Origin of the sequence: Rhabdochromatium marinum (assembly GCF_016583795.1) — a bacterium.
Taxonomy (GTDB): Bacteria; Pseudomonadota; Gammaproteobacteria; order Chromatiales; family Chromatiaceae; genus Rhabdochromatium; species Rhabdochromatium marinum.
Window position 1 is genome coordinate 1 of the sequence record NZ_NRRS01000060.1, and the last position, 22,605, is coordinate 22,605.

Sequence of the window (22,605 nt, forward strand, 5' to 3'; positions counted from 1 at the left end):
TTTCCGCATCGGAGACCTGACACTGTGGATCTTCACGATGACCGAGTGCTTTCAACAGATCGTCACAAAGGCAGTATACGAATATAATCTTTGTGTCCATCGGGGTTCCTCGCCAGTCGTTGTGCAGCAGGGGTACTTACAACGCTAGCAAACTCCGATGGACGCCAGCTTATCAAGGTGGCAACTTGGGTTACTTATCAGGACTAGGCGGCTGCCGAAAATCGCTACAGCGCAAATGTCTCTAACCAGTTGAGTGATGTGAGCGTAGCGTTCATAGTTGTCAGACCACCATTGCTGCAAACAATCGACGATGAAATCACTGGTGCGTTCGCTATGGGCAACGCCCACTGAAATAAGCATCTAGATTACAGTCGACACCATCATTCGTTTGGCATCGATTAGCCTTTATATCGACGTCTCCGCCGGTGATTGCACAGTAGATCTGGGCTTGGTTATCGTACCCTGTGATCTTCAGCCCACCAGTGGGGCAATGACCGCGCAGCAGTGCCCATTCTTCGCACTGACGATTGTCCTCAAAAAGGCAAACCCCGTATTCACCACTGTCGGTTCGTTTTCTAATATCTAGTGTTCCACCTTGGTTGTAGCAGTGCATCGATGCAGGATTTGCTAAGCCTGCTTGCAAACTTTCCGCTACTAACGCTGGCGCAATGAAAAACGCGAGCAGCGAGGCGATCAATAGAGAGAATGTCGTCAGTGGGCGCATTGCTTCCCCAAGTCTACGAAGGTGAGTGAGTCAATCATGCCTTCGGTTGCGAGCTGCTCGGTACATCCAAACTCCGAGCAGCCCGCCATCAAAGTCACACCGGGCATCAAGGCATACGGTGTTCCCCAGCATCAGGGAAGATGCCAAATGTGGCAGCATGATTTGACTTCGAGTAACTTGCCTCAGAATGCGCATCGCCTAGTTGAGGTTCGTCAAGCATCGTCATTTCCATGCCGCCATCAGCGCGAGCACGAATCTCGACCCTGCGCACCAAGGCATTGGCAGTAGGCAGTTGTTTACCATTAAATTCCTGGGTAATCAATGCGGTCTCATCTTCATCGGACAGGCGGCTTTCCACTGCGCGAGCACCACCGATAGTGACTGTATTACGTCCCAAGGAGATATTATTTCGCTCGTTGGATTCTTCAACCTCATTAAGATCGTCAGCCCAGACAGCCATATAGTAAGTGCCTGGTGATACCGAATTGCCTTGTTGGCTTACAAACAAGTTAAAATGCCCGGGATTTGATTCATCACGCCATACTGAGCGATTTGCATCCAAAGCATAAGGAACATCTTCATAGAAGAGATAGCGGTATGTTGAATTTGCTATATCCTGGTCAGTGCTCAAGACCAAATTGATATCCCAGTCGGATGCCGATTCACTCTTCCCTTTATTAACCACTTTGTAATGGAACAAGCCATCTCCAGAAGCATTATTCCATTCCGCATACCAGCTTTCAATCACTAAATCCGCAAGTTCGTTTTCAATATCGACTTGGTTGCCGCCTATGGAAACATTGTCGTTTTCATTGGATTCTTTGATTGCATCGCGATCATCCACCCAAACAGCCATATAGTAAGTTCCAGCAGCCAAAGTGTCCGGGAAAGCAAATTGGATACTATTATCTTCATCGCGAAATGCAGAATGCCCGACTTCAATAGCAAAAGGGATTTCCTCGTAAATCACCAAGGTATCCGATGTGGAGAATGTTGCATTTTTTGACAACATCAAAGCGACCCGCACACCAACCGGCGAATCCTGAGTTCCAGCATTGGTAACACGCCACTCCAAAGTGCCGCTGCCACTAGGGCGAGCTGTGTAGTTCGCACTCCAGCTTTTTACCTGCAAATTTGGTAATTCATCGGGCTGCGGACGCGGATCGACCGGATCAGGATTGAACGTATTTTCGGCATCGTCAACACTATAGGCTTCTCGAACTACGTCTGGAAAGACATTATAGGGCAGCCAGAAATAACCGTTATCACCAAAACGCGCACCCCAGGAATTAATCACACGAAAAGCACCGCCATAACGGTTATCATCATAACCAGCGATTGTTACAGCGTGGCCACCTTTGTCACGTTCCGAATTAATATTCGGCGAATAGACAGGATCAGCACCACTTAAGCGCTCAAAAGAATCGTAAACCTTCATGCCTATAACCACTGGTTTGGAATTGGCTAACTCAGCCTTAACTTGAGCGGTGGTTTGAAGCCGTCCCCAACCTCCAAGGAGAAAATCAGCTGCTTCTGCAAAGGCAGCAGCACTTGGCTGCTTGCTGCAGGCCGAATCATCATAAGGCATCGTAGCCAGAGTAGCAGCACCCTTCGACTTAATGAGATCTAAAGCATCAGAAATGTATGAGCCATTACAGCCCGGAGCCGCTATTTGGTTAAAAACAAAAGATGGACTAAACAAATGCTCATTTCGATCTAGTTCCCACCCGATTTCAGCTCTTTCATGGTAGCTTTTCATGGCGTAAGCGGTGGCCCAGCCAACGCAGCTTCCTTGCCCTCCCTGATTGCTCGGGGTTGGAAATTGGGCGCTTAAATCTATGGAAGAAGGTAAACGGGGGGCGTCACCTGGCGCACCAAACAGATCACCATAAGGATCAACCAGATAAAACCTGCCATAAGTCCCCGCATCGACTAAATCCAGTCCAGTACTGAATTCTTCGTCAACATCATCAACCACTTCAATTGCCACTAGCACTGGTTGACTATATATTTTACCATCCGAAACGCGATAGGTCAGGTTGAAACTGGCCCCAGAACCATCAAGCGAGACAAAAAGACGCCCAGAATCTGGAATTATATAGGCTTGAATGTACCCTAAGCCAGTCACCGGAGAATCCAAAACGAAGTTAATTGTATCCCCATCTGGATCGCTTCCACTCAATGGTAATTCTATATAGGGTGGGTCAGTGACACTGACTTGAATAGAGCGCGGACTGGCGGTAGGCGCTTGGTTGTCGCCAGTGGCAATGTTCCCATCGGCATTGATTATGCCAGAAACTGTGCCGTCAAAAGGAGGCGTTCCAGCAGAAGGGACTGAAGCACCGAAAAATCTCGCTGTCTCGGTAAAGTCACGGCGAATGCCTGAATTAGGTGTGCTGGCATCGCCCGCAAAAACAAAAGCGAATGTGGATGGTTGGCCGAGTATAGTTAGGCCATACCCGTTGGTCTTTAAATAAACTCCGTCGGAAGCAAATCGCGCTTCTTCAATTGACAAACCTTCCGGCAACATGATCGTACTGGTTTGATTGTCAACCATCTCCACTTCGCCATTTAAGTTTGTCGGGATGATATAGATATCATCATCCCCACCAAAATCGACATATCGCGTTAAACCATTTATTGCATCACCAGTAAGAGTCTCTATTCCAGAATTACTACCGAGATAAATAGTTTCGTCCGCATGCATTAGCTGCGGTGAAATTGCCAAAAAACCCCATACGAACAGAAAAAAAATAAATTTCATGCTTTAACTCCTGACATTTTTGCAGAGTAAAGAACCCCCTGTAACCGGTATGCTTTATCAAAGACTAAGGGTCAGCCCTTTTAAGCTGGCAAAATGTATCCGCTTGCAATCCCCTGATTTTGCTTCAAAGTACTTGCGCGAGATCGCTGGGCTCGAGGATTGCCATAATCACCTAATCTTGTAACTATTTGATCTTAAATTTTTTTTATGCACCTTAAAAGGGCTGGACTAAGGGTCTCTATACGGTATCTTACGGGTTCTGCAGAAAAGCCCAGGCTTATTGCTTAAACCTTCGGCCATTATTCACGTTCATACATGTTGAGCAAAGTCGCCATCAATGCTCTCAAGAACAAAACGACTACCTGTATGTTCCGCTTACCGAGCCTTGTGAAGGCCGGGTCAGGATCCTATGGCATCAGTGGCGGCCATCACTATAGTAGTGAACGCTATTTGAACTGTAGTACACCTGTTCCAGACTAGCAAGGTCGGTCAGGGCGAGCGCCAGGGCCAAAACTATATTGGCCTCCAAGTCCAGGACAAAAAAACGGGGCCCGAAGGCCCCGCTGCAAGCATGACACGCAACGACTAGCGCATCACTTCCCTGATCCCACAAACTCGGGATAGGCTTCCAGTCCGCATTCGCCAATATCGACGCCTTCGTACTCTTCTTCCTCGCTGACGCGCAAGCCCATGGCCAGCTTGATCAGGAACCACACCAGCAGTGAAGTTGCAAAGACCCAAGCCAGGATACTGAAGAGCCCGATGAACTGCGCCAGGAAGGTAGCATCGGAATTGGTCAGTGGCACGGCAATCAGCCCCCACATGCCCACCACTCCATGCACCGAAATGGCGCCGACCGGATCATCGACGCGCAACTTGTCGATGGTGATAATGGCAAAGACTACCAGCACACCACCCAAACCGCCGATCAGCGATGCGGCAATGGGGCTTGGCGTTAGGGGTTCAGCTGTAATGGCGACCAAGCCGGCGAGAGCGCCGTTCAATGCCATGGTGAGATCCGCCTTGCCAAACAGCATGCGCGCGGTGGCCAGTGCCAGCACCAGACCACCGGCGGCAGCCATGTTGGTGTTAACAAAAACCGCCGCTACTGCATTGGCCTCGCCAATATCAGAGATTTTCAGCTCCGAGCCGCCGTTGAAACCAAACCAGCCCAGCCACAGGATGAACGTACCCAGCGTGGCCAGTGGCAGATTGGAACCGGGAATGGCGTTGATGCTGCCGTCCTTGCCATATTTGCCTTTACGAGCCCCAAGCAGCAGCACTCCAGCCAGCGCTGCGGAAGCTCCGCACAGATGCACAATTCCCGAACCGGCAAAGTCATTGAAGCCAATGCTGTCCAGCCAGCCACCGCCCCACTTCCAGTAACCCTGCACCGGATAGATAAAGCCGGTCATGATGACCGCGAAGGCCAGGAAAGCCCAGAGTTTCATGCGCTCAGCCACGGCACCGGAGACAATTGACATGGCTGTGGCAACGAAGACCACCTGGAAGAAGAAATCCGCCATGCCGGAATAGTAGGTTGCGCCTTCGCTGGAGAGCACAGCCGCAACTTCATGATCACCACCGAACATAAACGACCAGTTGATGCTGGGAATTACCCCATTGCCACCGGTCGGATACATGATGCCATAGCCGATCAGCATGTACATGATACAAGCGATGGAGAACAGGGCAACATTCTTGGTGAGGATCTCGGCGGTGTTCTTGGCGCGAACCAGACCCGCCTCAAGCATGGCAAAGCCGGCGGCCATCCACATGACCAGCGCGCCTGAGATCAGAAAGTAAAAGGTATCAAGCGCGTAGGCAAGATGTGTAATCGGTTCTTCCACGATTTAATTCCTCCTGCAAAGGTCGCTTAGAGCGCATCCGGACCGGTTTCGCCGGTGCGGATACGAATGACCTGACCGACATCGAAAACGAAGATCTTACCGTCGCCGATCTTGCCAGTACGGGCTGCATTAGTCACAGCCTCAATGACCTGCTCAACCAAGCTGTCATCGACGGCGATTTCCACCTTGATCTTGGGCAGAAAGTCGACAACATACTCAGCGCCCCGATAAAGCTCGGTATGTCCCTTCTGACGCCCGAACCCCTTGACCTCAATGACCGTAATGCCGGAGACACCGATATCGGCCAACGCCTCCCGCACGTCATCAAGCTTGAATGGTTTGATGATGGCTGTAACCAGCTTCATTGCAAAAGCTCCATAATGAATTGATCGCGTGAGACCGCCAGCAGCGGTCATCACCGCGCGATTAGCCTTTTAGAATGCCTGTGACGTTTGAGCCACTCAGAACTCTTTGTTCCAGCCAACCCAGAATTTGGCGTCGTCGTCGTAGACTTCCTTCTCGCCACCGTTCTGCTCGTAGGTGAAGCTAAAAGTGCCGAACTCGCCAGCCTCTCTACTAACGGTCGCACCCCAGTGCCAATAATCGGCACTTTCGGTCAGGTCATTTCCAGCCGTATCGATACCAACAACGACACTGTCGTCCTTAAAGTCGTAATAGCCGCCAAAGATGCCGAGGCCAAACTCATAAGGAAGCACGAAATCCAGTCCCAGACTGTAGTACAGATCACCCTCGGAGTATGGGCCGCCTTCGTTGGCATCTCCACCCCATGCGGTATACTGAATACCAGCAGACGCTGCTGCAGCACCGAAATCATAGCCACCGGAAATACCGATTTCCCAGAAATCGACATCGCTACCACTGTCGGGATAGGCATAGTAGATGGTGTTAAGACCGAGACTCATGTTCTCGTCCGGCAACGTAAAATCGTAACCGGCATAGAAGTCAAGTTCATAATTGGGGGAGTCGTCATCGGCACCGGATGTCTCGCCAATGACCAAATACCCATCATCCGTCATAATAGGACGACCAGTGTTCGGGTTAACCGGAACATAGCCGATAACCTGCTCAGACGAGCCTTCGTCCCAGTCGATATTCGAAGCCCAGGTGCCAGCATAGAAGCCGCTCTCGTGAGCCACATCCAGCCCCCCCTGAACAGCGGGGCCGTCACCGGTCTGCGTCGTGCCACGCCACATATAATTGGACACCGCGCCAATATTGGCGCTGAACGACCAGGGGCCTTGCGCCAGCGCTACACCAGTGCCGGCCAGAGAGAGTGCCACGGCTGCCGCCAGTCCGCTGAGACACTGCGCTGAGCGATGGTTGGGCCGATGGTTGGTTGCAATTGCTTTCATGGGCTTATCGTCCTTCTTGGGATTGAGATTGAGTGATCGTCTGCCCCGCCGCTGACAGACGCTGGACCGAAAGGCGTTGGACCGGAGCGGCTGGAACTTGAGGCAATTGGAAAGCAGTATCCATGCCAACCAAAAATGTTACCAAAAGACAACGAAATCGTGCTAAAGTTGCAAAAAAACATCACCCGCAAGCACCAAAATAGCGCACCAACAGCGCGCACGCCCCATCAGATCGCACCGCTTTAGTGCGTAAATCCATGGGGACACCAGCGCCCAAGTCGCTCTATAATGGCTGATATTTCTTTAGTGAATACATTCAGGTAGCCGCAACATGTTGGATCCCAAACAGCTTGATGATCTCGCCCGCCGTCTCAGCTCTGCCATGCCAAAAGGCGTGCAGGTGTTGCAGGAAGACCTACAGCGCAGCTTGCGCGCAACGCTGGAAGCTGGTTTGAACCGGCTCGACCTGGTCACCCGCGAGGAGTTCGACATCCAGGCCGCTGTGCTCGCGCGCTCGCGGGCCAAGCTTGAAGCCCTGGAAGCCCGGGTGGCCGAACTCGAAGAAGCCGCCCGCGCCGCCAAGACCTGATGCCGCCGGATCCGATGCCCCCGGCCCTGACATCCCCACCACGCCAAAGCTTTGGCGCTAGCGCAGATACTGGCACCAGCCGCCACAGCACTGGCGTTGCCCGGCGAGCGGTCATGGCGTGGGCCTGAGTATTCTGCACAGCCGTGCTCCCTATGGCATTCAGGCGCTTGAGGTGATCGTCGAGGTGCAGACCGCTGGCGGATTACCCGGCCTGTCCATCGTCGGGCTGCCGGAACTGGCCGTACGCGAGAGCAAGGACCGCGTGCGGGGCGCCTTGCGCAGCGGCAGCTTCAAGTTCCCCGATGGGCGTGTGACCATCAACCTAGCCCCCGCCGATCTACCCAAGGAAGGGGGGCGCTTTGATCTGCCCATCGCCCTGGGTATTCTCGGGGCCTCCGGGCAGCTGCAAGCCGCGAGCATCCCCGAGCACGAATTTATTGGCGAACTGGCGCTCTCCGGCACCCTGCGTCCGGTCTCAGGGGTGCTGCCGGCGGCCTTGGCGGCGCGCGCGGCCGGACGCGCCCTGGTGCTGCCATTGGAGAATGCCGAAGAGGCCAGCTTGGTGCGCGAGCTGCGCATCCTGCCGGCACGCCATCTGCTGAATGTCTGCCAACACCTCAACCAAGTTGAACCCCTGGCGCCCTACCAGCCCCAGCCCAGTCACGCACAGGACAGCCACCCGCCGCCTGATCTTGCCGAGGTGCGCGGCCAGAGCCAGGCCAAGCGCGCGCTCGAAATCGCCGCTGCCGGGGCGCACAGCCTGCTGTTTGTCGGCCCACCCGGCACCGGCAAGTCAATGCTTGCCAGCCGTCTGCCGGGCATTCTGCCGCCCCTGAGCGAAGACGAGGCCCTGCAAACCGCCGCCGTACGCTCGGTGGTGGGCAGCCGCCAGCCGGAACGCAGCCGCTGGCGCGAGCGTCCCTATCGCGCCCCGCACCACACCGCCTCCGGCCCGGCACTGGTCGGCGGGGGCAGCCATCCACGCCCGGGCGAGATCTCGCTCGCGCATCACGGGGTGTTGTTTCTTGATGAACTCCCGGAGTTCGACCGTCGGGTGCTGGAAGTCCTGCGCGAACCTATTGAAACCGGCCGCATCCACATCTCACGCGCGGCGCGCCAGGCTGAGTTCCCGGCACGCTTCCAACTGCTGGCCGCTATGAACCCCTGCCCATGCGGCCATCTCGGCGACCCCAGCGGACGCTGCCGCTGCACAGCCGAGCAGGTGGCACGCTATCGCGCCCGCATCTCCGGCCCGCTGCTCGATCGCATCGACATGCAGCTCGAAGTCCCCCGGCTCAGTCCCGAGGAACTGACCGGCCCCCAACCGCCAAGTGAATGCAGCGCGGCGGTGCGTGAGCGAGTGTGTGCCGCACGCGCACGCGCCGAAGCGCGCCACGGCGGCCCCAACAGCCAGTTGCAACCTGCCGACCTCGAACGCCATTGTGCGCTCGATAACGTCGGACGCGCCCTGATCAGCACTGCCATGCAGCGCCTGGCGCTCTCGGCGCGCGCCTATCACCGCATCCTGAAACTGGCGCGCACCATTGCCGACCTTGATGACAGCCCCCGCATCACTCCGGCCCATCTGAGCGAAGCCATCGGCTACCGGCGCCTGGATCGCAGCGACACCAGCGCGAGGCACGGCCCATGATCGAGCTGCGCCAGCTCAGCCTTAGACGCGGCCCCAAGGTGCTGTTTGAGCAGGCCGAGCTGCGAATTCATCCCGGCCAGCGCGTCGGCGTGGTAGGCCCCAACGGCTGTGGCAAGTCGAGCCTGTTCGCGCTGCTGCAAGATGAGCTGACACCGGATCAGGGCGAACTCAGCCGACCGCCGGGTTGGCAACTGGCCGCCGTGGCTCAGCAAACCCCATCCGGCGCCCAGAGCGCACTCGACTTTGTGCTCAATGGCGATGCCCCCTGGCGCCGCCTGCAAGACGCTATGGACAGCGCCCGCCAGGCCGACGACGGCCTGAGCCTTGCCAAGCTGCACGATGAATTCGAAGCCATCGACGGCTATCGCGCCGAGAGCCGCGCCGCGCGCCTGTTGCATGGGTTGGGCTTCGCGCCCGGCACCGAACAGCACCCGATTGACAGCTTCTCCGGTGGCTGGCGCATGCGCCTGAGTCTAGCCCAGGCGCTGATGTGCCGCTCGGATCTTCTGTTGCTCGACGAGCCGACCAACCATCTTGATCTGGACGCTGTCATCTGGCTGGAAAGCTGGCTGCGCGACTATTCCGGTACCCTGCTGCTGATCTCCCATGATCGCGACTTTCTCGACGCCATTGCCACCCATGTGTGTTACTTCGACCAAGGCCGCCTGGGACTGGTCAGCGGCGGTTATTCGGCCTTCGAGCGTCAGCGTAGCGAGCGTCTGGCCCAGCAGCAGGCCGCCTACAGCAAACAACAGCGCGAAATCGCCCATGCGCGGCAGTTCGTCGATCGCTTTCGTGCCAAGGCCACCAAGGCGCGTCAGGCCCAGAGCCGGCTCAAGGCACTGGAACGCATGGAGCTGATTGCGCCCGCGCATATCGACTCACCTTTTCACTTTCGGTTCCTGGAACCGGCGCGCGCCTCCAGCCCGCTGCTTAAACTCGAAGACAGCAGCGTGGGCTACGGCGCCAGCCCCATCCTGAGCCAGCTGACGCTCAGCCTGGAACCAGGCGCGCGTATCGGTCTGCTTGGCCCCAATGGCGCGGGCAAATCCACCCTGATCAAGCTGCTCGCCGGGCACCTGCAACCCGCTACCGGCCATCTGATTACAGCTGACGGACTGCGCATTGGTTATTTCGCCCAGCACCAACTCGATCAACTCCACCCAGAGGACTCCGCGCTCCTACATCTGCGCCGCCTTGACCCCGAACGCCCTGAACAGCGCCTGCGCGATTTTCTCGGCGGCTTTGACTTCAGCGGCGACCGGGTGACCGACCCCATCGCGCCCTTCTCCGGCGGCGAGAAGGCCCGCTTGGCGCTGGCTCTGCTGATCTACCAGCGCCCGAACCTGCTGCTGCTGGATGAGCCGACCAATCATCTCGACATCGAGATGCGCCTGGCCATCAGCCGCGCCCTGCAGGCCTTTACCGGCGCTCTGGTACTGGTATCGCATGATCGCCACCTGCTGCGCCTGGGCTGCGACGAGCTGTGGCTGGTCGATCAGGGACAGGTCACGCCCTTTGACGGGGATCTGGGCGACTATCCCGCCTGGCTGGCTGCGCGCACCCAGTCACGCACCACCAGCAGCAGCCAAACCAACTGTCCCGACGCCGCTTCGGGTGAGCGCGATGCGCGCAAGGAGCAGCGCCGTCGCCAGGCCGAGGCGCGCACCCGCACCCGGCCCCTGCGCCGTCGCCTGGAACAACTCGAACAACGCATCAATGCGCTCAGCGCGCGCCAGAGCGAACTTGAAACCGCCTTAGGCGATACCGCCTTGTATCAGCCGGAAGCCAAACCGCAGCTTCTGGCGTTGATTGCGGAAAAACAGCAGCTTGACGCTGAGCTGTCCGGTGTCGAGCACGATTGGCTTCAGGTTGGAGAAGCCCTGCAGGAAGCCGAGGCAGACGCATGACACAACAACTGCCGCCACAGCGCTGGCACTGGTGGATGCGCGAATGGTGCGAGCTGCGTCAGCGCCGGCTGCGCCTGCCCACCTGGACCCGGCGCGCCCTGCTCGCTGTGGCAATGGTGCTGCTCGTGCTGTTCGTCTCGCCTTACTGGACGCTGTGGCGCCTGAGTCAGGCGGCGCGCTCCGATGCACCCGAGGCCCTGGCGCCCTTCGTTGATCTTGAAGCAGTGCGCCGGGAAATCCGCCGCCGCCTCAACAAAGACGTCAGCAGCCACATTGGCGCTGTCTCAGATCCCTTTATCGCCTGGATTGCGCAAGGGCTGCAACGCCAGGGCGCTGCGGCCATCGACTCCATGGTCACGCTCGACTGGATCAACGGGCTGCTGCATGGGGATCACACCACAGCCAGCCTGTTAAATCGTGTTCGCTATGCCTTTTATGATCCACCCCATGGATTTCTGATCGAACTCGCACATCCGGATGGCCGCTCCATTATGCTGCAACTGCGCCCGGCACCGCTGATCTGGCGCATCACGACGGTCTACTATTGACTCCCTGATCGAGCGTAGCGACCGCGCACCCGGCGCCCCTCCAGCCGCCCCAGCGCGCAAAATCCAACCCCAACAAGCCTCCCAGCCTTTTGCTACACTGCGGGTTTGAGTTTTCTCCGTCCTGCATCACTTTTGCACTGTTTTTAAGGTTATTTATGTCGCCGTTCAAAGATCTCTCCGAGGGTTTACCCAACGACAGCTTGTTCGATCTCCCGCCACTAGCCATGGATGGTCCGGGTCTGGCCAGGGATTTTAAGCATTACTATGCGCACAACTTCGGGCGGGATCGCGACTGCCGTTCCAGCTACTACCCCTATAAGGCGTTGGCCATCGCATTACGTGATCGACTGATGGAGCGCTGGAAAGGCACCCGCGCCGCACAGGACGCCGCCAACTGCAAGCGCACTCACTATCTGTCGCTGGAATTTCTCATGGGCCGCACCATGAGCAATGCGCTGATGAATTTGGGCCTGACCGAGGGCGCACGTCAAAGTCTGCATGACCTCGGGCTCCAACTCGAAGAAATCGAAGCCGCCGAGATGGACGCCGGCCTTGGCAACGGCGGTTTGGGGCGACTGGCGGCCTGCTTTCTTGACAGCTGTGCCACCCTGCAACTGCCAGTGAAGGGATACGGACTGCGCTACGAATATGGCATGTTCCGTCAGGTGATTGAAAACGGCCATCAGATCGAGGAACCCGATCACTGGCTGCGTGATGGGGTGCCTTGGGAGCTGGAGCGCCCTGAATACACTCAGCGCATCAAATTCGGGGGCCGCACCGAAGAATACACCGATGACCAGGGGCGTCTACACAAACGTTGGGTTGACACCCAAAACGTCTTGGCTGTGCCCTATGACATCCCGGTACCCGGCTACAAAAATAACACTATCAATACACTCAGACTCTGGTCCGCCGCCGCCACCGATGAATTTGACCTGGGCGAATTCAACGCCGGCAGCTATCCAGAATCCGTGGCCGCCAAAAACGATGCTGAGCACATCACCATGGTGCTCTACCCCAACGACGCCAATGAGTGCGGCAAGGAACTGCGCCTGCGTCAGCAGTATTTCCTCGCCAGTGCCAGCATCAAGGACGTGATGCGCGACTGGATTCGACTGCAAGGCAAAGACTTCAGTCAGTTTGCCGAGAAAAATTGCTTCCAGCTCAACGACACCCACCCGGCAATCTCGGTGCCGGAGTTGATGCGGCAGTTAATGGACGAGCATCAGATGGAATGGACCGAGGCCTGGGCCATCACCTCCCGCACCATGGCCTATACCAACCACACCCTGCTGCCTGAGGCACTGGAGCGCTGGCCGGTGCGGCTGTTCTCACAACTGCTGCCGCGTCTGCTGGAGATCATCTACGAGATCAATGCTCGATTCCTGTCCGAAGTGGCCGGGCGCTGGCCGGGTGATATGGATCGGCAGCGGCGCATGTCATTGATCGAGGAAGGCGACGATCCGCAGGTGCGCATGGCCTATCTGGCCATTGTGGGCAGCTTCTCAGTCAATGGCGTGGCTGCGCTGCATTCGGATCTACTGATCCACGGCCTGTTCCGCGATTTTCATGAACTCTGGCCGGAGAAATTCAACAACAAGACCAATGGCGTCACCCCAAGGCGCTGGCTGGCCACCTGCAATCCCGGTCTGGGTGAACTGCTGAATGACACCATCGGCACCGAATGGGTCAACGACCTGTCGCAGCTTGAGCGCCTCGCACCCTATGCTGATGACAGTGCCGTTCGCGAGCGCTTTGAGCAGATTAAACAGGCCAACAAGAGACGGGTCGCAGCTATGGTGACCCGAGCCTGCCAGGTGGATTTCCCGACCGAGGCGCTGTTCGATGTGCAGGTGAAGCGCATTCATGAGTACAAGCGCCAACTGCTCAACGTGCTGCATTTGATCTATCTCTACGCCCGCATCAAGCGCGGCGAGGACATCGGCACCCCGCGCTGCGCACTGATCGGCGGCAAGGCTGCGCCCGGCTATGAGATGGCCAAGCGCATCATCAAGCTGATCAATAATGTCGCCGCCGTGGTGAACGCGGACCCCAGAGTCAATCAACAACTGCGCATCGCCTTCATCCCTGACTATCGCGTCTCGGTGATGGAAGTGCTGGCCCCGGGAACCGATCTGTCAGAGCAGATTTCCACTGCTGGCAAGGAGGCCTCGGGCACTGGCAATATGAAGTTCATGATGAACGGCGCACTCACCATCGGCACCCTGGATGGTGCCAATATCGAGATTCGCGACAAGGTTGGCGCGGAGAACTTCTTCCTGTTTGGGCTCACCGCTGAAGAAGTCGAGCACACCCGCGGCCACTACGACCCCAACGGCATCATCGAGCGCACGCCGGCCCTGGCCGAGACCATGTCCTTGCTCGAATCCGGACATTTCTGCCAATTCGAACAGGGTATTTTTGATCCCATCATCCACAGCATTCGCGATCCCAACGACCCCTGGCTAACAGCAGCGGATTTTGACAGCTACCGCCACACTCAGGAGCAGGTGGCCAGCGCCTATCAGGATCGCGAGCGTTGGCTGCGCATGAGCCTCCTCAACACCGCCCACAGCGGCTACTTCTCCTCCGACCGCACCATTGCCGAGTACAACCAGGACATCTGGCGGCTCGATCCGGTGCGCCCGCCCGCCCCCGGCCAGCACTAGCCTGCAGGACAGACCATGAGCCATGAACCCGCATCGGCGCCGCACAGCAATGGCCCGGCTGCCGACGAACTGAATCCCGAACGCATCATCGATGTGCAATTCGAGCGTGCGCGGGAACACCTGACCGACATCGACCCCGGTCTGATCCAGGTGCTGCGCCGCCCCCGGCGCACCATCACCGTGAATGTGCCCATTCAGCGCGATGACGGCCGCCTGGACAACTTTGTTGGCTACCGGGTGCTGCACAATCGGCTGCTCGGCCCCGGCAAGGGCGGCATTCGCTACCATCCGCGCGTATCCCTGCCCGAGGTCGGCGCCCTGGCCGCGCTCATGACTTGGAAATGCGCCCTGGTGCGGGTGCCCTTTGGTGGCGCCAAGGGTGGAGTGACCTGCGATCCCAAGGAACTGAGCGACCGCGAGCTGCGCCACATCACCCGGCGCTTCATCGCCGAACTTGGCGACAACATCGGTCCTTATACCGACATTCCAGCCCCGGATCTCTACACCAGCTCCCAGACCATGGCCTGGATTCTGGACACCTTCGACAGCATGCACCCTGGGCAGAACAACCTGCCGGTGGTCACCGGCAAGCCGTTGGAACTGGGTGGCTCTGAGGGACGGGATGAAGCCACCGGGCGCGGCTGCGTCTATTCCGCTGAGCGGCTGGTGGCTCTGGGAGCCGTGCCGGGCCTCAGCGAACTGACCGGTGCGCGCGTGGCCATTCAGGGCTATGGCGAGGTCGGCCGGGTCGCCGCACAACTCCTGCATGAGCGCGGCGCGCGCATCATCGCAGTCAGTGATTCGCGCGGCGCGGTGTTCGACCCCGAGGGGCTGGATCTGGTAACCCTGAACGCACACAAGGCCAGCAGTGGCAGCGTGCTCGGTTGTGCCGAGAGCCGCAACATCAGCAGCGAGGAACTCCTGGCCCTGGAATGTGATCTATTGATTCCGGCCGCGCTTGGCGGACAGATCCATTCCGGCAATGCTGGGCGCATTCAGGCCAAACTGATTGTCGAAGGCGCCAATCGCCCCATCACGCCTGAGGCCGATGACATCCTCACCGCACAGGGCATTCTGGTACTGCCGGATATCCTCGCCAACGCCGGCGGCGTGACGGTCAGCTACTACGAGTGGGTGCAAAACATCGAGCATCACACTTGGCCGCTGGAGGAAATCAACAATAAATTGCGGGTACGCATGAACGATGCCACCGACCGGGTGGTGGCACGCTGGCGGCAGTTTCCGCCCGCAAATGCCGAGGAAACCGCAGCGTTAAGGCGTGATCTGCGCACCGCCGCCCTGGTTGAATCCCTGGAGCGGCTGGCGCGAGTCCTGCAACAACGCGGCATCTGGCCTTAATAAAATCAAGGAATCCGAATATCCGACCTACCATCTCGGACTCTAACCTGCTTTAATCCGCGCTCAGGGTTCTGGTGCGAGACGGTGCTGCCGATCCCAACCCAGCCTCTAAATTGGTCTTACTTTTTACACGCGAGGAAACAGCACGATGCTTGACAGTACGATGATCGAGCTATCGCGGTGGCAGTTCGCCGCCACTGCGATGTATCACTTCCTCTTCGTGCCCCTGACATTGGGCCTCTCCTGGATTCTGGTGATCATGGAGAGCGTCTATGTCATGACCGGGCGCGAAATCTACCGCGACATGACGAAATTCTGGGGCAAGTTGTTCGGCATCAACTTCGCACTCGGAGTCACTACCGGACTGACCATGGAGTTCCAGTTCGGCACCAACTGGGCCTACTACTCGCACTATGTCGGCGATGTGTTCGGCGCTCCCCTGGCCATTGAAGGCTTGATGGCCTTTTTCCTCGAATCCACCTTCATCGGCCTGTTCTTCCTTGGTTGGGAACGGCTGACCAAACGCCAGCATCTGGCCGTCACCTTCCTGACCGCACTGGGCTCCAACCTGTCAGCCCTGTGGATTCTGATTGCCAATGGCTGGATGCAAAATCCGGTCGGGGCGGAATTCAGCTTTGAGACCATGCGCATGGAAATGACCAGCTTCTGGGAGCTGCTGATTAACCCGGTCGCCCAGGTCAAGTTCGTGCATACAGTCGCGGCCGGCTATGTCACAGCCTCCATGTTTGTGATGGGTATCTCCGCCTGGTACATGCTCAAAGATCGCGATCTGGCCTTCGCCAAGCGTTCCTTCTCGGTTGCCGTGGGTTTTGCCCTGGCCTCTATCCTGTCGGTAATTCTGCTGGGCGACGAATCCGGCTATGAAGTCGGCGATGTGCAGCGTGTGAAGCTGGCGGCGGTGGAAGCCGAATGGCACACCGAAGAAGCACCAGCCGCCTTCACCCTGTATGGACGTCCCAGCAATGAGGACGAGGAAACCCATGATGCGATCAAGATTCCCTGGGCACTGGGCCTGATTGCCACCCGCTCGCTGGATGAAAAGGTGGTGGGACTCAAGGATCTGATGCGCGAGCACGAAATCCGCATCCGCTCCGGCATGATCGCCTATGACTATCTGCAAAAACTGCGCAAAGGCCAGGACACCGAAGCTAACCGAGCAGTCTTTGAAGAACACAAGAAAGACTTGGGCTACGGGCTGCTGCTGAAGCGCTACACCGATAACCCGGCCGAGGCGAGCGAGGAGCAAATCGCGCTGGCGGTCAAAGACTCCATCCCCGAAGTTGCCCCGCTGTTTTGGAGCTTCCGCGTCATGGTGATGGCCGGCTTCTGGATGCTGCTGCTGATCGTGCTCGGTTTCTACTACAACGCCAAGCGGGTCATTGAGCATAAACGCTGGTTGCTGCGCGCCTTCCTGATCAGCATTCCAGTGCCCTGGATCGCCGCTGAGACCGGCTGGTTTGTCGCCGAGTTTGGCCGCCAACCCTGGGCCATCGGTGAGGTGCTGCCCACCAGTATCGCCGCTTCCAGCCTGACCACTAATCAACTGGTCACCAGCCTGACGGCCTTCATCGTCTTCTATACGACGCTGTTTCTGATCGAAATTTTCCTAATGATCAAATTCAGCCGCCAGGGACCGAGTTCACTGCATACCGGACGCTATCATCACGAGCGCAAGGCCACCATCGCTGGCGGCTCCATGCCAGCCGGTGCACCGAGCAAGGAAAACGCAGGAGACTGATGTCATGATCCTCGACTACGAAGTGCTGAAACTCATCTGGTGGGTGCTAGTCGGCGTGCTTTTCATTGGCTTTGCCGTCACCGACGGCATGGACATGGGCGTTGGCACCCTGCTGCCCTTCCTGGGCAAAAATGACCTGGAGCGTCGGGTCATCATCAACACCGTCGGGCCGCACTGGGACGGCAATCAGGTGTGGCTGATCACCGCCGGTGGCGCCATCTTCGCCGCCTGGCCGCTGGTCTATGCAGCGGCCTTCAGCGGCTTTTACTTCGCCATGCTGTTGGCGTTGTTCGCCCTTTTCTTCCGCCCGGTGGGGTTTGACTACCGCAGCAAAATCGAAAACAAAGCCTGGCGCAACGCCTGGGATTGGGGCCTGTTCATCGGCGGTGCCGTGCCGGCGCTGGTATTCGGCATCGCCTTTGGCAACCTGCTGCAAGGGGTGCCCTTCCACCTTGATGAGTTTCTGCGCCCCTACTATACCGGCAGCTTCTTCGGACTGCTCAACCCCTTCGCACTGCTGGTGGGCGTAGTCAGTCTGGCCATGTTGACCATGCACGGCGCCATCTGGCTGCAATTGCGCACTGCTGAACCCATGGCGGGGCGCGCCAAGGCAGCGGCCAAGGTGTTTGGCTATGTCACCATTGCCACCTTCGCGGCCGCTGGTGTCTGGCTGGCTGTGGCTGGCTACGGCTACTCGGTAGTGGACATGCCGGCGACGGATGCCATTCCCAATCCACTCACCAAGGAAGTGATCGTCGACCGCTGGGGCTGGCTGAACAACTATAAGAACTGGCCGCTGACCCTGATCTTCCCGATCCTCGGCTTTATCGGACTGGGCGGGGCCATCGTCATGTCGATGCGTGATCGCGCTGGATTGGGGCTGATCCTGAGCGGGCTGGGCATCACCGGCATCATTATGACCGCCGGTACCGCCATGTTCCCCTTCATTATGCCCTCCAGCACCAACCCCAACAGCAGTCTGATCGCCTGGGATGCCACTTCCAGCCATCTGACCCTGACGGTGATGTTCTGGGCAGCGGTGATTTTCATTCCTATCATCCTGGGCTACACCACCTGGACCTACGCCAAAATGTGGCGACGCATCACCACCGAGGAGATCGACGCCCAGAAAACACTGGCCTACTAGCGCGTGGTATTAACTGTCGGAGGACAACACATGTGGTATTTCGCTTGGATTCTTGGCGTACTGCTGGCCATCGCATTCGGCATCATTAATGTCATGTGGTATGAGTCAGAGCAATGTCACGGCCCCGCTCAAGACGATCCCTGAGCGACTGCTGAAGCAACACAGATTAAGGGGCGCCCAGGCGCCCTTTTTGCTTAAAGCATAGCGGTCTCGAACTCCGCTATTTGCCGTTGACGTTCGCTGAAGGCAATACCGATTAGAACAATCGGCTGACCCAGCACGCGGTATTTGTCGGCATAGCCTTTGTCTTTGAGCTGCCGCAGGGCGCTGCCGGGCGGTGAACGCTCGGCAACCTTGAATTCGAACAGCCAGATTTGCTGAGTCAGCTTGAGCGTCAGGTCGATGCGCCCGTGATGGGTAATGTCCTCGGCGATCAGTTCCAGACCCAGCGCGGCGAGATGGCTGTAGAAGATGCTGGCCCAGTAGCCTTCGTAGCGGGCGATGGGTGTGTTGTCGTGCCAGTGATGAGGGATGGCGGCAAACAGGCTGTGCAGATGTTCGCGCAGCCGTTCAGGCTCACCGCTTTGAAGAATGTCGTGCAAGCGGCTTAGCGCCTGCTCGGCGGGGGCTGCTTCATTGGCCATGAGCGCGCGCAGTAACCCATCGTTTAAGGCACTTTGTACTTCCAAATTCGGGTAAGTCAGCCGGTATTGGATGCGGGTGCCGATACGCTGCTGACCGGCAAAAGTCAAATAACCGGTCTGCCACAGCAGCGCTTCGGTGGCGATGTGCTCGACATCGAAGCTCGACAGCAAAGCCTCCGAAGCCATGATTCGGGCCAGATTAGGCGTGAACAGTCCGCGCTGCATCAGCACATCAATCAGCCCGCTGGGCGAGCCGGTCTCGAACCAGAACGAACGCAGTTCGCGTTCTTGAAACAATAGCAGCAGATCAAAGGGATTGTAGACCGCCTCACCCAGCCAGTTGTAGCCGTTGTACCAGGAGCGGATCTCGTCACGATCCAAGTCCTGCAACTCGGGTGCAAAAACGCTGTCCAAATCGCGTTCGGTGTAGCCACAAAGTGCCGAGTAGGGCGCCGAAACCGTGAGATCACGCAAATTGTTCAGTCCCGAGAACAAACTCACCCGGCTGAATTTGCTCACGCCGGTGATGAAGACAAAGCGCACATCAGCCTCGCGATCTTTGATCACCGAGTAGAGATTACGCAGCCCGTCGCGCAACTCACGCGCCAGTTCCGGGCGGGTCAGGTTATCGAGGATGGGTTTGTCGTATTCGTCTACCAATACCACGGCGCGCTGACCGCTGCGCTCACGCACCGCTGTGATCAGACGGGCAAGATGGCCTGGGGCGGTTGGGGCCGAAACAGCAACTTCCAGCCGTTTGGCATTATCTTCCAGCAATTCGCGGATGCGGTCCTCAAGCTCGGCGCGACTGCGCACCACACCGCCACCAAAGCTGAGACGAATCACCGGATAGCGCAGCGACCAGTCCCAATCGGGATGAATGACCAGCCCACGAAACAGCGCCTCATGGCCGGCAAACAGCTCGCCAATGGTGTCGATCAACAGAGATTTGCCAAAGCGGCGCGGTCGCGAGAGAAAATAAAAGCTGCCCTCGTCGATCAACCAGGCAATGAAGCCGGTTTTGTCGACATAGTAATAGTCTTCCTCGCGCATCTTGGCGAAGGTCTGGATGCCAATGGGCAGTTTGCGGCGGGTCATGTCACGGCTACGGGGGATACTCTGGATAGCATGCAATTATCGAACAAGCGCGCAGTAGAAAGCGATTTTTATGTCGATGCACCGAGGGAACCGATGATCATCATCTGATCAAAACGTAAGAATATCACCTCTTGTCTCGCAAGCGTGGCCAGTAAAATATTATCTTCGTGTTTCGCTTTAGCTTAACGTCAAATTGTTGTAGGCTAAGCGTTTCCGACTTCAAGTATTGCCTGCTATCCGAGCTTGGTTAATCAACAAACGGAACAGCAGCGATTTCTCGCTTACGCTTTCCATCGGAACCTGACTATGAAATCCCGCTGGATTCCTTGCGGTCCTTTTATCAACGAAAGCGAAAGACTCGCGACCGAACGTCTAGTAGCTAAACTTCGCGGGCAGACACAATCATGGATGCTGCTGTCCAATCTGCGTCATTCCGCCAGCACTCACCGCTTATCGGATGAAATCGATCTGCTCGCGCTGCTGGCCACCGGCGTGCTGGTGATCGAGATCAAACACTGGGACAAGGACTATCTGCGCCAGCAGGCCTGGGTGGTGGAAAACGAGGCCGAGCGCATCAATGACAAAGCCAAGCGAATTAAGGGCAAGCTGGCCGCACTGGATCCTGGCTTTGTCGCTCCCCGCTTGCTGCTGACGCGGGGAGAAGTGCGCTATCACCCGAAAAATCGCCCAAAAATTCACGGTGTGCCGGTATTTGGGTTGGGCGAGTGGTCGGAATTGTTCGGACTTGATCAGTCGGTCAAATTGAACACCACTCAAATCGAACAGATCGCGCACCGTCTGGAACCCAAAACCAAACTCGTGCTGGCTGACACTGAGCTGCGCCGCTTCGCACAGTTCACCGATCTGCAGCGACTCGCAGAAGACGAAGGGCCCTTTCATCGCTGTTATCGCGGCACGCATCCGACGCGTCGCGACAAGGTCATTTTGCATCTTTACGACCTGTCCGCCAGCACCGAGCCCGAGCCCTTGAATCAGGCTCAGCGTGAATTTGCAGTGATTCAGCATTGGCAAAAATCGCCCTATGTGCCCAGTCTGCTGGACTCCTTTCAGGAGGCCGAAGGCTATCCGGGCGAGCTGTATTATTTTTCGCTGGTCGATGCCGGGGCGGTGACTCTGGCCAAACGCGCCGAGGATTCCAGTTGGTCTTTTGCCGAACGACTGACATTCGCACTTGAAACGCTGCGCGCCCTGCAGGCTTTTCACGAGCCAGCAGAGCACGAACCGCGTCTGACCCATCGCAATATCCATCCCTGGAGTCTGCGAGTTCGCCACAATAACCGCCCGCTGTTTACTGACTTTCGGCTCGGGCGTCTGGAAGGTGCGGCCACCATCAGTCCGCGCCAAATCGACTTTGGCGAACGCGCGCCCTTTGTCGCCCCCGAAGTCATCACAACCGGCCTGGCAGCGGCCACCCGTCAGTCCGATGTTTACTCGGTCTGTCGAACCCTAGCCACTTTGTTCGCCGAGGACTCACCTGACAGTCGCGCGGTCCTGGATTGGCTGGAACAGGGTCGCTGCGAAGACCTGGGTGCGCGCGCGCATTTGGCCAGTCTGATTCTGGGGCTGGAAGCCTTGCAAACACCCGCATCGCCACCTGCTGAGATCATGGATGATGACGAAGATCCTCAGACCTTGACGCCACGGCAGGTTGAATACTGGGACGAAGACACCGAAGTGCCCTTTCTCGATTCCACCTACAAGGTGCTGACCCGACTGGGGCGCGGCGGTATTGGGCAGGCGTTCAAGGTGGTAGAGATCGACCCGGAAAAAAACGAAAAATTCGGCACCTATGTCGCCAAGGCGGTTTCTCATCAAGCCGATGGTCAGGCAACCATTCGCGCCTATAAGCACGCCAGATCTCATAGCACCCATCCACATCTATCGGCCATTCACGCGATTGCCGCCGACTGGCAACCTGACCGCTTTGTTGCCTTGCTCAGATGGGTGGATGGACAACCGCTGGATGAACTGTTTGGTGTGCTGAGCCTGTACGCCGAAGAGTGGGAAACTGAAGTCAGCGAGACCACTGACGATGCCCGTGCCGAATGTTGGGCCAAAATCTGGTTGGAACAGCTGTGTGATGCGCTGAACGCCTTTCATCAGGTGCGTTTAGTGCATGGCGATATCAGCCCGCGCAACATATTGGTTCAGAAAGACCAGGTGGGTGCGGCCTTTGAATAATGTGATCACCCGAAACAGGCGGCACCGAATTGATCAATTCGCTGCCAAAATTGTTGCCAGCGCCCGGTCGTTTGGCTCAGCGCCCGCAGGCTGAGTACAATCCCGGCGCCTTTGGTTTTCCAGCGCATGCCCGATGCGCACAGTCGCTGCTTGACCAGCGTCTTGCAGGCCGCTTCAGTCACCCCTGAGCCGGGTGCCGCCTTTCAATGATGTCAATCATGAGCCATGCTTAGCCCATCATCCAAATGCAGAAAGAGGGCTTGGCCATAACAGCGCAACTCATTAACATCGACGGTCATCAGGCGACTTTTCAAGTCA

16 protein-coding genes and 2 pseudogenes are annotated in these 22,605 nt (G+C 57.4%); 10 read left to right on the forward strand and 8 right to left on the reverse strand.

The features are described from left to right. From CKO36_RS20480 to CKO36_RS14325, 6 genes and pseudogenes are all read right to left on the reverse strand, one after another. Positions 1-100: pseudogene (locus tag CKO36_RS20480) on the reverse strand (IS982 family transposase); the annotation flags it as partial. A 231-nt stretch (positions 101-331) separates the two neighbouring features. After that, positions 332-724 (reverse strand): putative hemolysin, encoded by a 393-nt coding sequence (locus tag CKO36_RS14305; RefSeq protein ID WP_200284926.1) that lies wholly within the window; start codon positions 722-724, stop codon positions 332-334. A gap of 106 nt (positions 725-830) precedes the next feature. Next, a complete protein-coding gene (locus tag CKO36_RS14310) occupies positions 831-3,488 on the reverse strand; it encodes a C1 family peptidase (RefSeq protein WP_200284928.1) in 2,658 nt (885 codons plus the stop codon). Positions 3,489-4,081: 593 nt separating this feature from the next. Continuing rightward, positions 4,082-5,338 carry an ammonium transporter gene (locus CKO36_RS14315; protein ID WP_200284929.1) on the reverse strand — a complete coding sequence of 419 codons (1,257 nt, stop codon included), beginning with the start codon at positions 5,336-5,338 and terminating at the stop codon, positions 4,082-4,084. A 26-nt stretch (positions 5,339-5,364) separates the two neighbouring features. After that, on the reverse strand, positions 5,365-5,703 hold the full coding sequence (locus CKO36_RS14320; protein WP_200284931.1) for a P-II family nitrogen regulator: 339 nt from the start codon (positions 5,701-5,703) through the stop codon (positions 5,365-5,367). 96 nt (positions 5,704-5,799) lie between these two features. After that, positions 5,800-6,711, reverse strand: a complete 912-nt coding sequence (locus CKO36_RS14325; protein WP_200284933.1) for a TorF family putative porin — start codon at positions 6,709-6,711, stop codon at positions 5,800-5,802. 331 nt (positions 6,712-7,042) lie between these two features. On the opposite strand from CKO36_RS14325, the gene ubiK reads away from it, so the two are divergent. The 9 genes from ubiK to cydX all read left to right on the forward strand — a co-directional run bounded on the left by ubiK (position 7,043) and on the right by cydX (position 18,487). Beyond that, positions 7,043-7,300, forward strand: coding sequence for a ubiquinone biosynthesis accessory factor UbiK (ubiK, locus tag CKO36_RS14330; RefSeq protein ID WP_200284934.1), 258 nt, complete (start codon positions 7,043-7,045; stop codon positions 7,298-7,300). Between the two features lie 118 nt (positions 7,301-7,418). Beyond that, positions 7,419-8,951 carry a YifB family Mg chelatase-like AAA ATPase gene (locus CKO36_RS14335; RefSeq protein WP_200284936.1) on the forward strand — a complete coding sequence of 511 codons (1,533 nt, stop codon included), beginning with the start codon at positions 7,419-7,421 and terminating at the stop codon, positions 8,949-8,951. Then, positions 8,948-10,861, forward strand: coding sequence for an ATP-binding cassette domain-containing protein (locus CKO36_RS14340; protein WP_200284942.1), 1,914 nt, complete (start codon positions 8,948-8,950; stop codon positions 10,859-10,861). Before CKO36_RS14335 ends, CKO36_RS14340 begins: the two co-directional genes overlap by 4 nt. Continuing rightward, the gene (locus tag CKO36_RS14345) at positions 10,858-11,409 is read left to right on the forward strand and encodes a DUF2939 domain-containing protein (RefSeq protein WP_200284945.1); all 552 of its coding nucleotides are present in this window, start codon (positions 10,858-10,860) and stop codon (positions 11,407-11,409) included. The genes CKO36_RS14340 and CKO36_RS14345 overlap by 4 nt, the downstream gene beginning before the upstream one ends. 155 nt (positions 11,410-11,564) lie before the next feature. Beyond that, the gene (locus CKO36_RS14350; RefSeq protein ID WP_200284946.1) at positions 11,565-14,078 is read left to right on the forward strand and encodes a glycogen/starch/alpha-glucan phosphorylase; all 2,514 of its coding nucleotides are present in this window, start codon (positions 11,565-11,567) and stop codon (positions 14,076-14,078) included. 15 nt (positions 14,079-14,093) lie between these two features. Continuing rightward, positions 14,094-15,437, forward strand: a complete 1,344-nt coding sequence (locus tag CKO36_RS14355; protein WP_200284947.1) for a Glu/Leu/Phe/Val family dehydrogenase — start codon at positions 14,094-14,096, stop codon at positions 15,435-15,437. Between the two features lie 148 nt (positions 15,438-15,585). Further along, positions 15,586-17,196: a cytochrome ubiquinol oxidase subunit I gene (locus CKO36_RS14360; protein ID WP_200284948.1), complete on the forward strand. Its 1,611-nt coding sequence runs from the start codon at positions 15,586-15,588 to the stop codon at positions 17,194-17,196. A gap of 4 nt (positions 17,197-17,200) precedes the next feature. After that, entirely contained in the window at positions 17,201-18,343 is a 1,143-nt protein-coding gene (gene cydB / locus CKO36_RS14365; RefSeq protein WP_207161479.1) for a cytochrome d ubiquinol oxidase subunit II, read from the forward strand. Positions 18,344-18,373: 30 nt separating this feature from the next. Further along, positions 18,374-18,487, forward strand: a complete 114-nt coding sequence (cydX, locus tag CKO36_RS14370) for a cytochrome bd-I oxidase subunit CydX (protein WP_200284949.1) — start codon at positions 18,374-18,376, stop codon at positions 18,485-18,487. Between the two features lie 50 nt (positions 18,488-18,537). On the opposite strand, the gene CKO36_RS14375 is transcribed toward cydX, so the two are convergent. Beyond that, positions 18,538-20,085 carry an ATP-binding protein gene (locus CKO36_RS14375; protein WP_200284950.1) on the reverse strand — a complete coding sequence of 516 codons (1,548 nt, stop codon included), beginning with the start codon at positions 20,083-20,085 and terminating at the stop codon, positions 18,538-18,540. Positions 20,086-20,391: 306 nt separating this feature from the next. Between CKO36_RS14375 and CKO36_RS14380 the strand changes: the two genes are divergently transcribed. Next, entirely contained in the window at positions 20,392-22,287 is a 1,896-nt protein-coding gene (locus CKO36_RS14380) for an NERD domain-containing protein kinase family protein (RefSeq protein WP_200284951.1), read from the forward strand. A gap of 5 nt (positions 22,288-22,292) precedes the next feature. Here CKO36_RS14380 and CKO36_RS14385 read toward each other — a convergent pair. Then, a pseudogene (locus tag CKO36_RS14385) lies at positions 22,293-22,478 on the reverse strand (ISKra4 family transposase); the annotation flags it as partial. Positions 22,479-22,605 lie beyond the last annotated feature (127 nt).

What these genes read in the sequence shown, in the direction of transcription:
- CKO36_RS14310 (WP_200284928.1), bottom strand. Translation starts at nt 3,488, where the DNA reads ATGAAATTTATTTTTTTTCTGTTCGTATGGGGTTTTTTGGCAATTTCA.
- cydB (WP_207161479.1), top strand. Translation starts at nt 17,201, where the DNA reads ATGATCCTCGACTACGAAGTGCTGAAACTCATCTGGTGGGTGCTAGTC.
- CKO36_RS14350 (WP_200284946.1), top strand. Translation starts at nt 11,565, where the DNA reads ATGTCGCCGTTCAAAGATCTCTCCGAGGGTTTACCCAACGACAGCTTG.
- CKO36_RS14320 (WP_200284931.1), bottom strand. Translation starts at nt 5,703, where the DNA reads ATGAAGCTGGTTACAGCCATCATCAAACCATTCAAGCTTGATGACGTG.
- ubiK (WP_200284934.1), top strand. Translation starts at nt 7,043, where the DNA reads ATGTTGGATCCCAAACAGCTTGATGATCTCGCCCGCCGTCTCAGCTCT.
- CKO36_RS14355 (WP_200284947.1), top strand. Translation starts at nt 14,094, where the DNA reads ATGAGCCATGAACCCGCATCGGCGCCGCACAGCAATGGCCCGGCTGCC.
- CKO36_RS14380 (WP_200284951.1), top strand. Translation starts at nt 20,392, where the DNA reads ATGAAATCCCGCTGGATTCCTTGCGGTCCTTTTATCAACGAAAGCGAA.
- CKO36_RS14325 (WP_200284933.1), bottom strand. Translation starts at nt 6,711, where the DNA reads ATGAAAGCAATTGCAACCAACCATCGGCCCAACCATCGCTCAGCGCAG.
- cydX (WP_200284949.1), top strand. Translation starts at nt 18,374, where the DNA reads ATGTGGTATTTCGCTTGGATTCTTGGCGTACTGCTGGCCATCGCATTC.
- CKO36_RS14305 (WP_200284926.1), bottom strand. Translation starts at nt 724, where the DNA reads ATGCGCCCACTGACGACATTCTCTCTATTGATCGCCTCGCTGCTCGCG.
- CKO36_RS14375 (WP_200284950.1), bottom strand. Translation starts at nt 20,085, where the DNA reads ATGACCCGCCGCAAACTGCCCATTGGCATCCAGACCTTCGCCAAGATG.
- CKO36_RS14340 (WP_200284942.1), top strand. Translation starts at nt 8,948, where the DNA reads ATGATCGAGCTGCGCCAGCTCAGCCTTAGACGCGGCCCCAAGGTGCTG.
- CKO36_RS14345 (WP_200284945.1), top strand. Translation starts at nt 10,858, where the DNA reads ATGACACAACAACTGCCGCCACAGCGCTGGCACTGGTGGATGCGCGAA.
- CKO36_RS14360 (WP_200284948.1), top strand. Translation starts at nt 15,586, where the DNA reads ATGCTTGACAGTACGATGATCGAGCTATCGCGGTGGCAGTTCGCCGCC.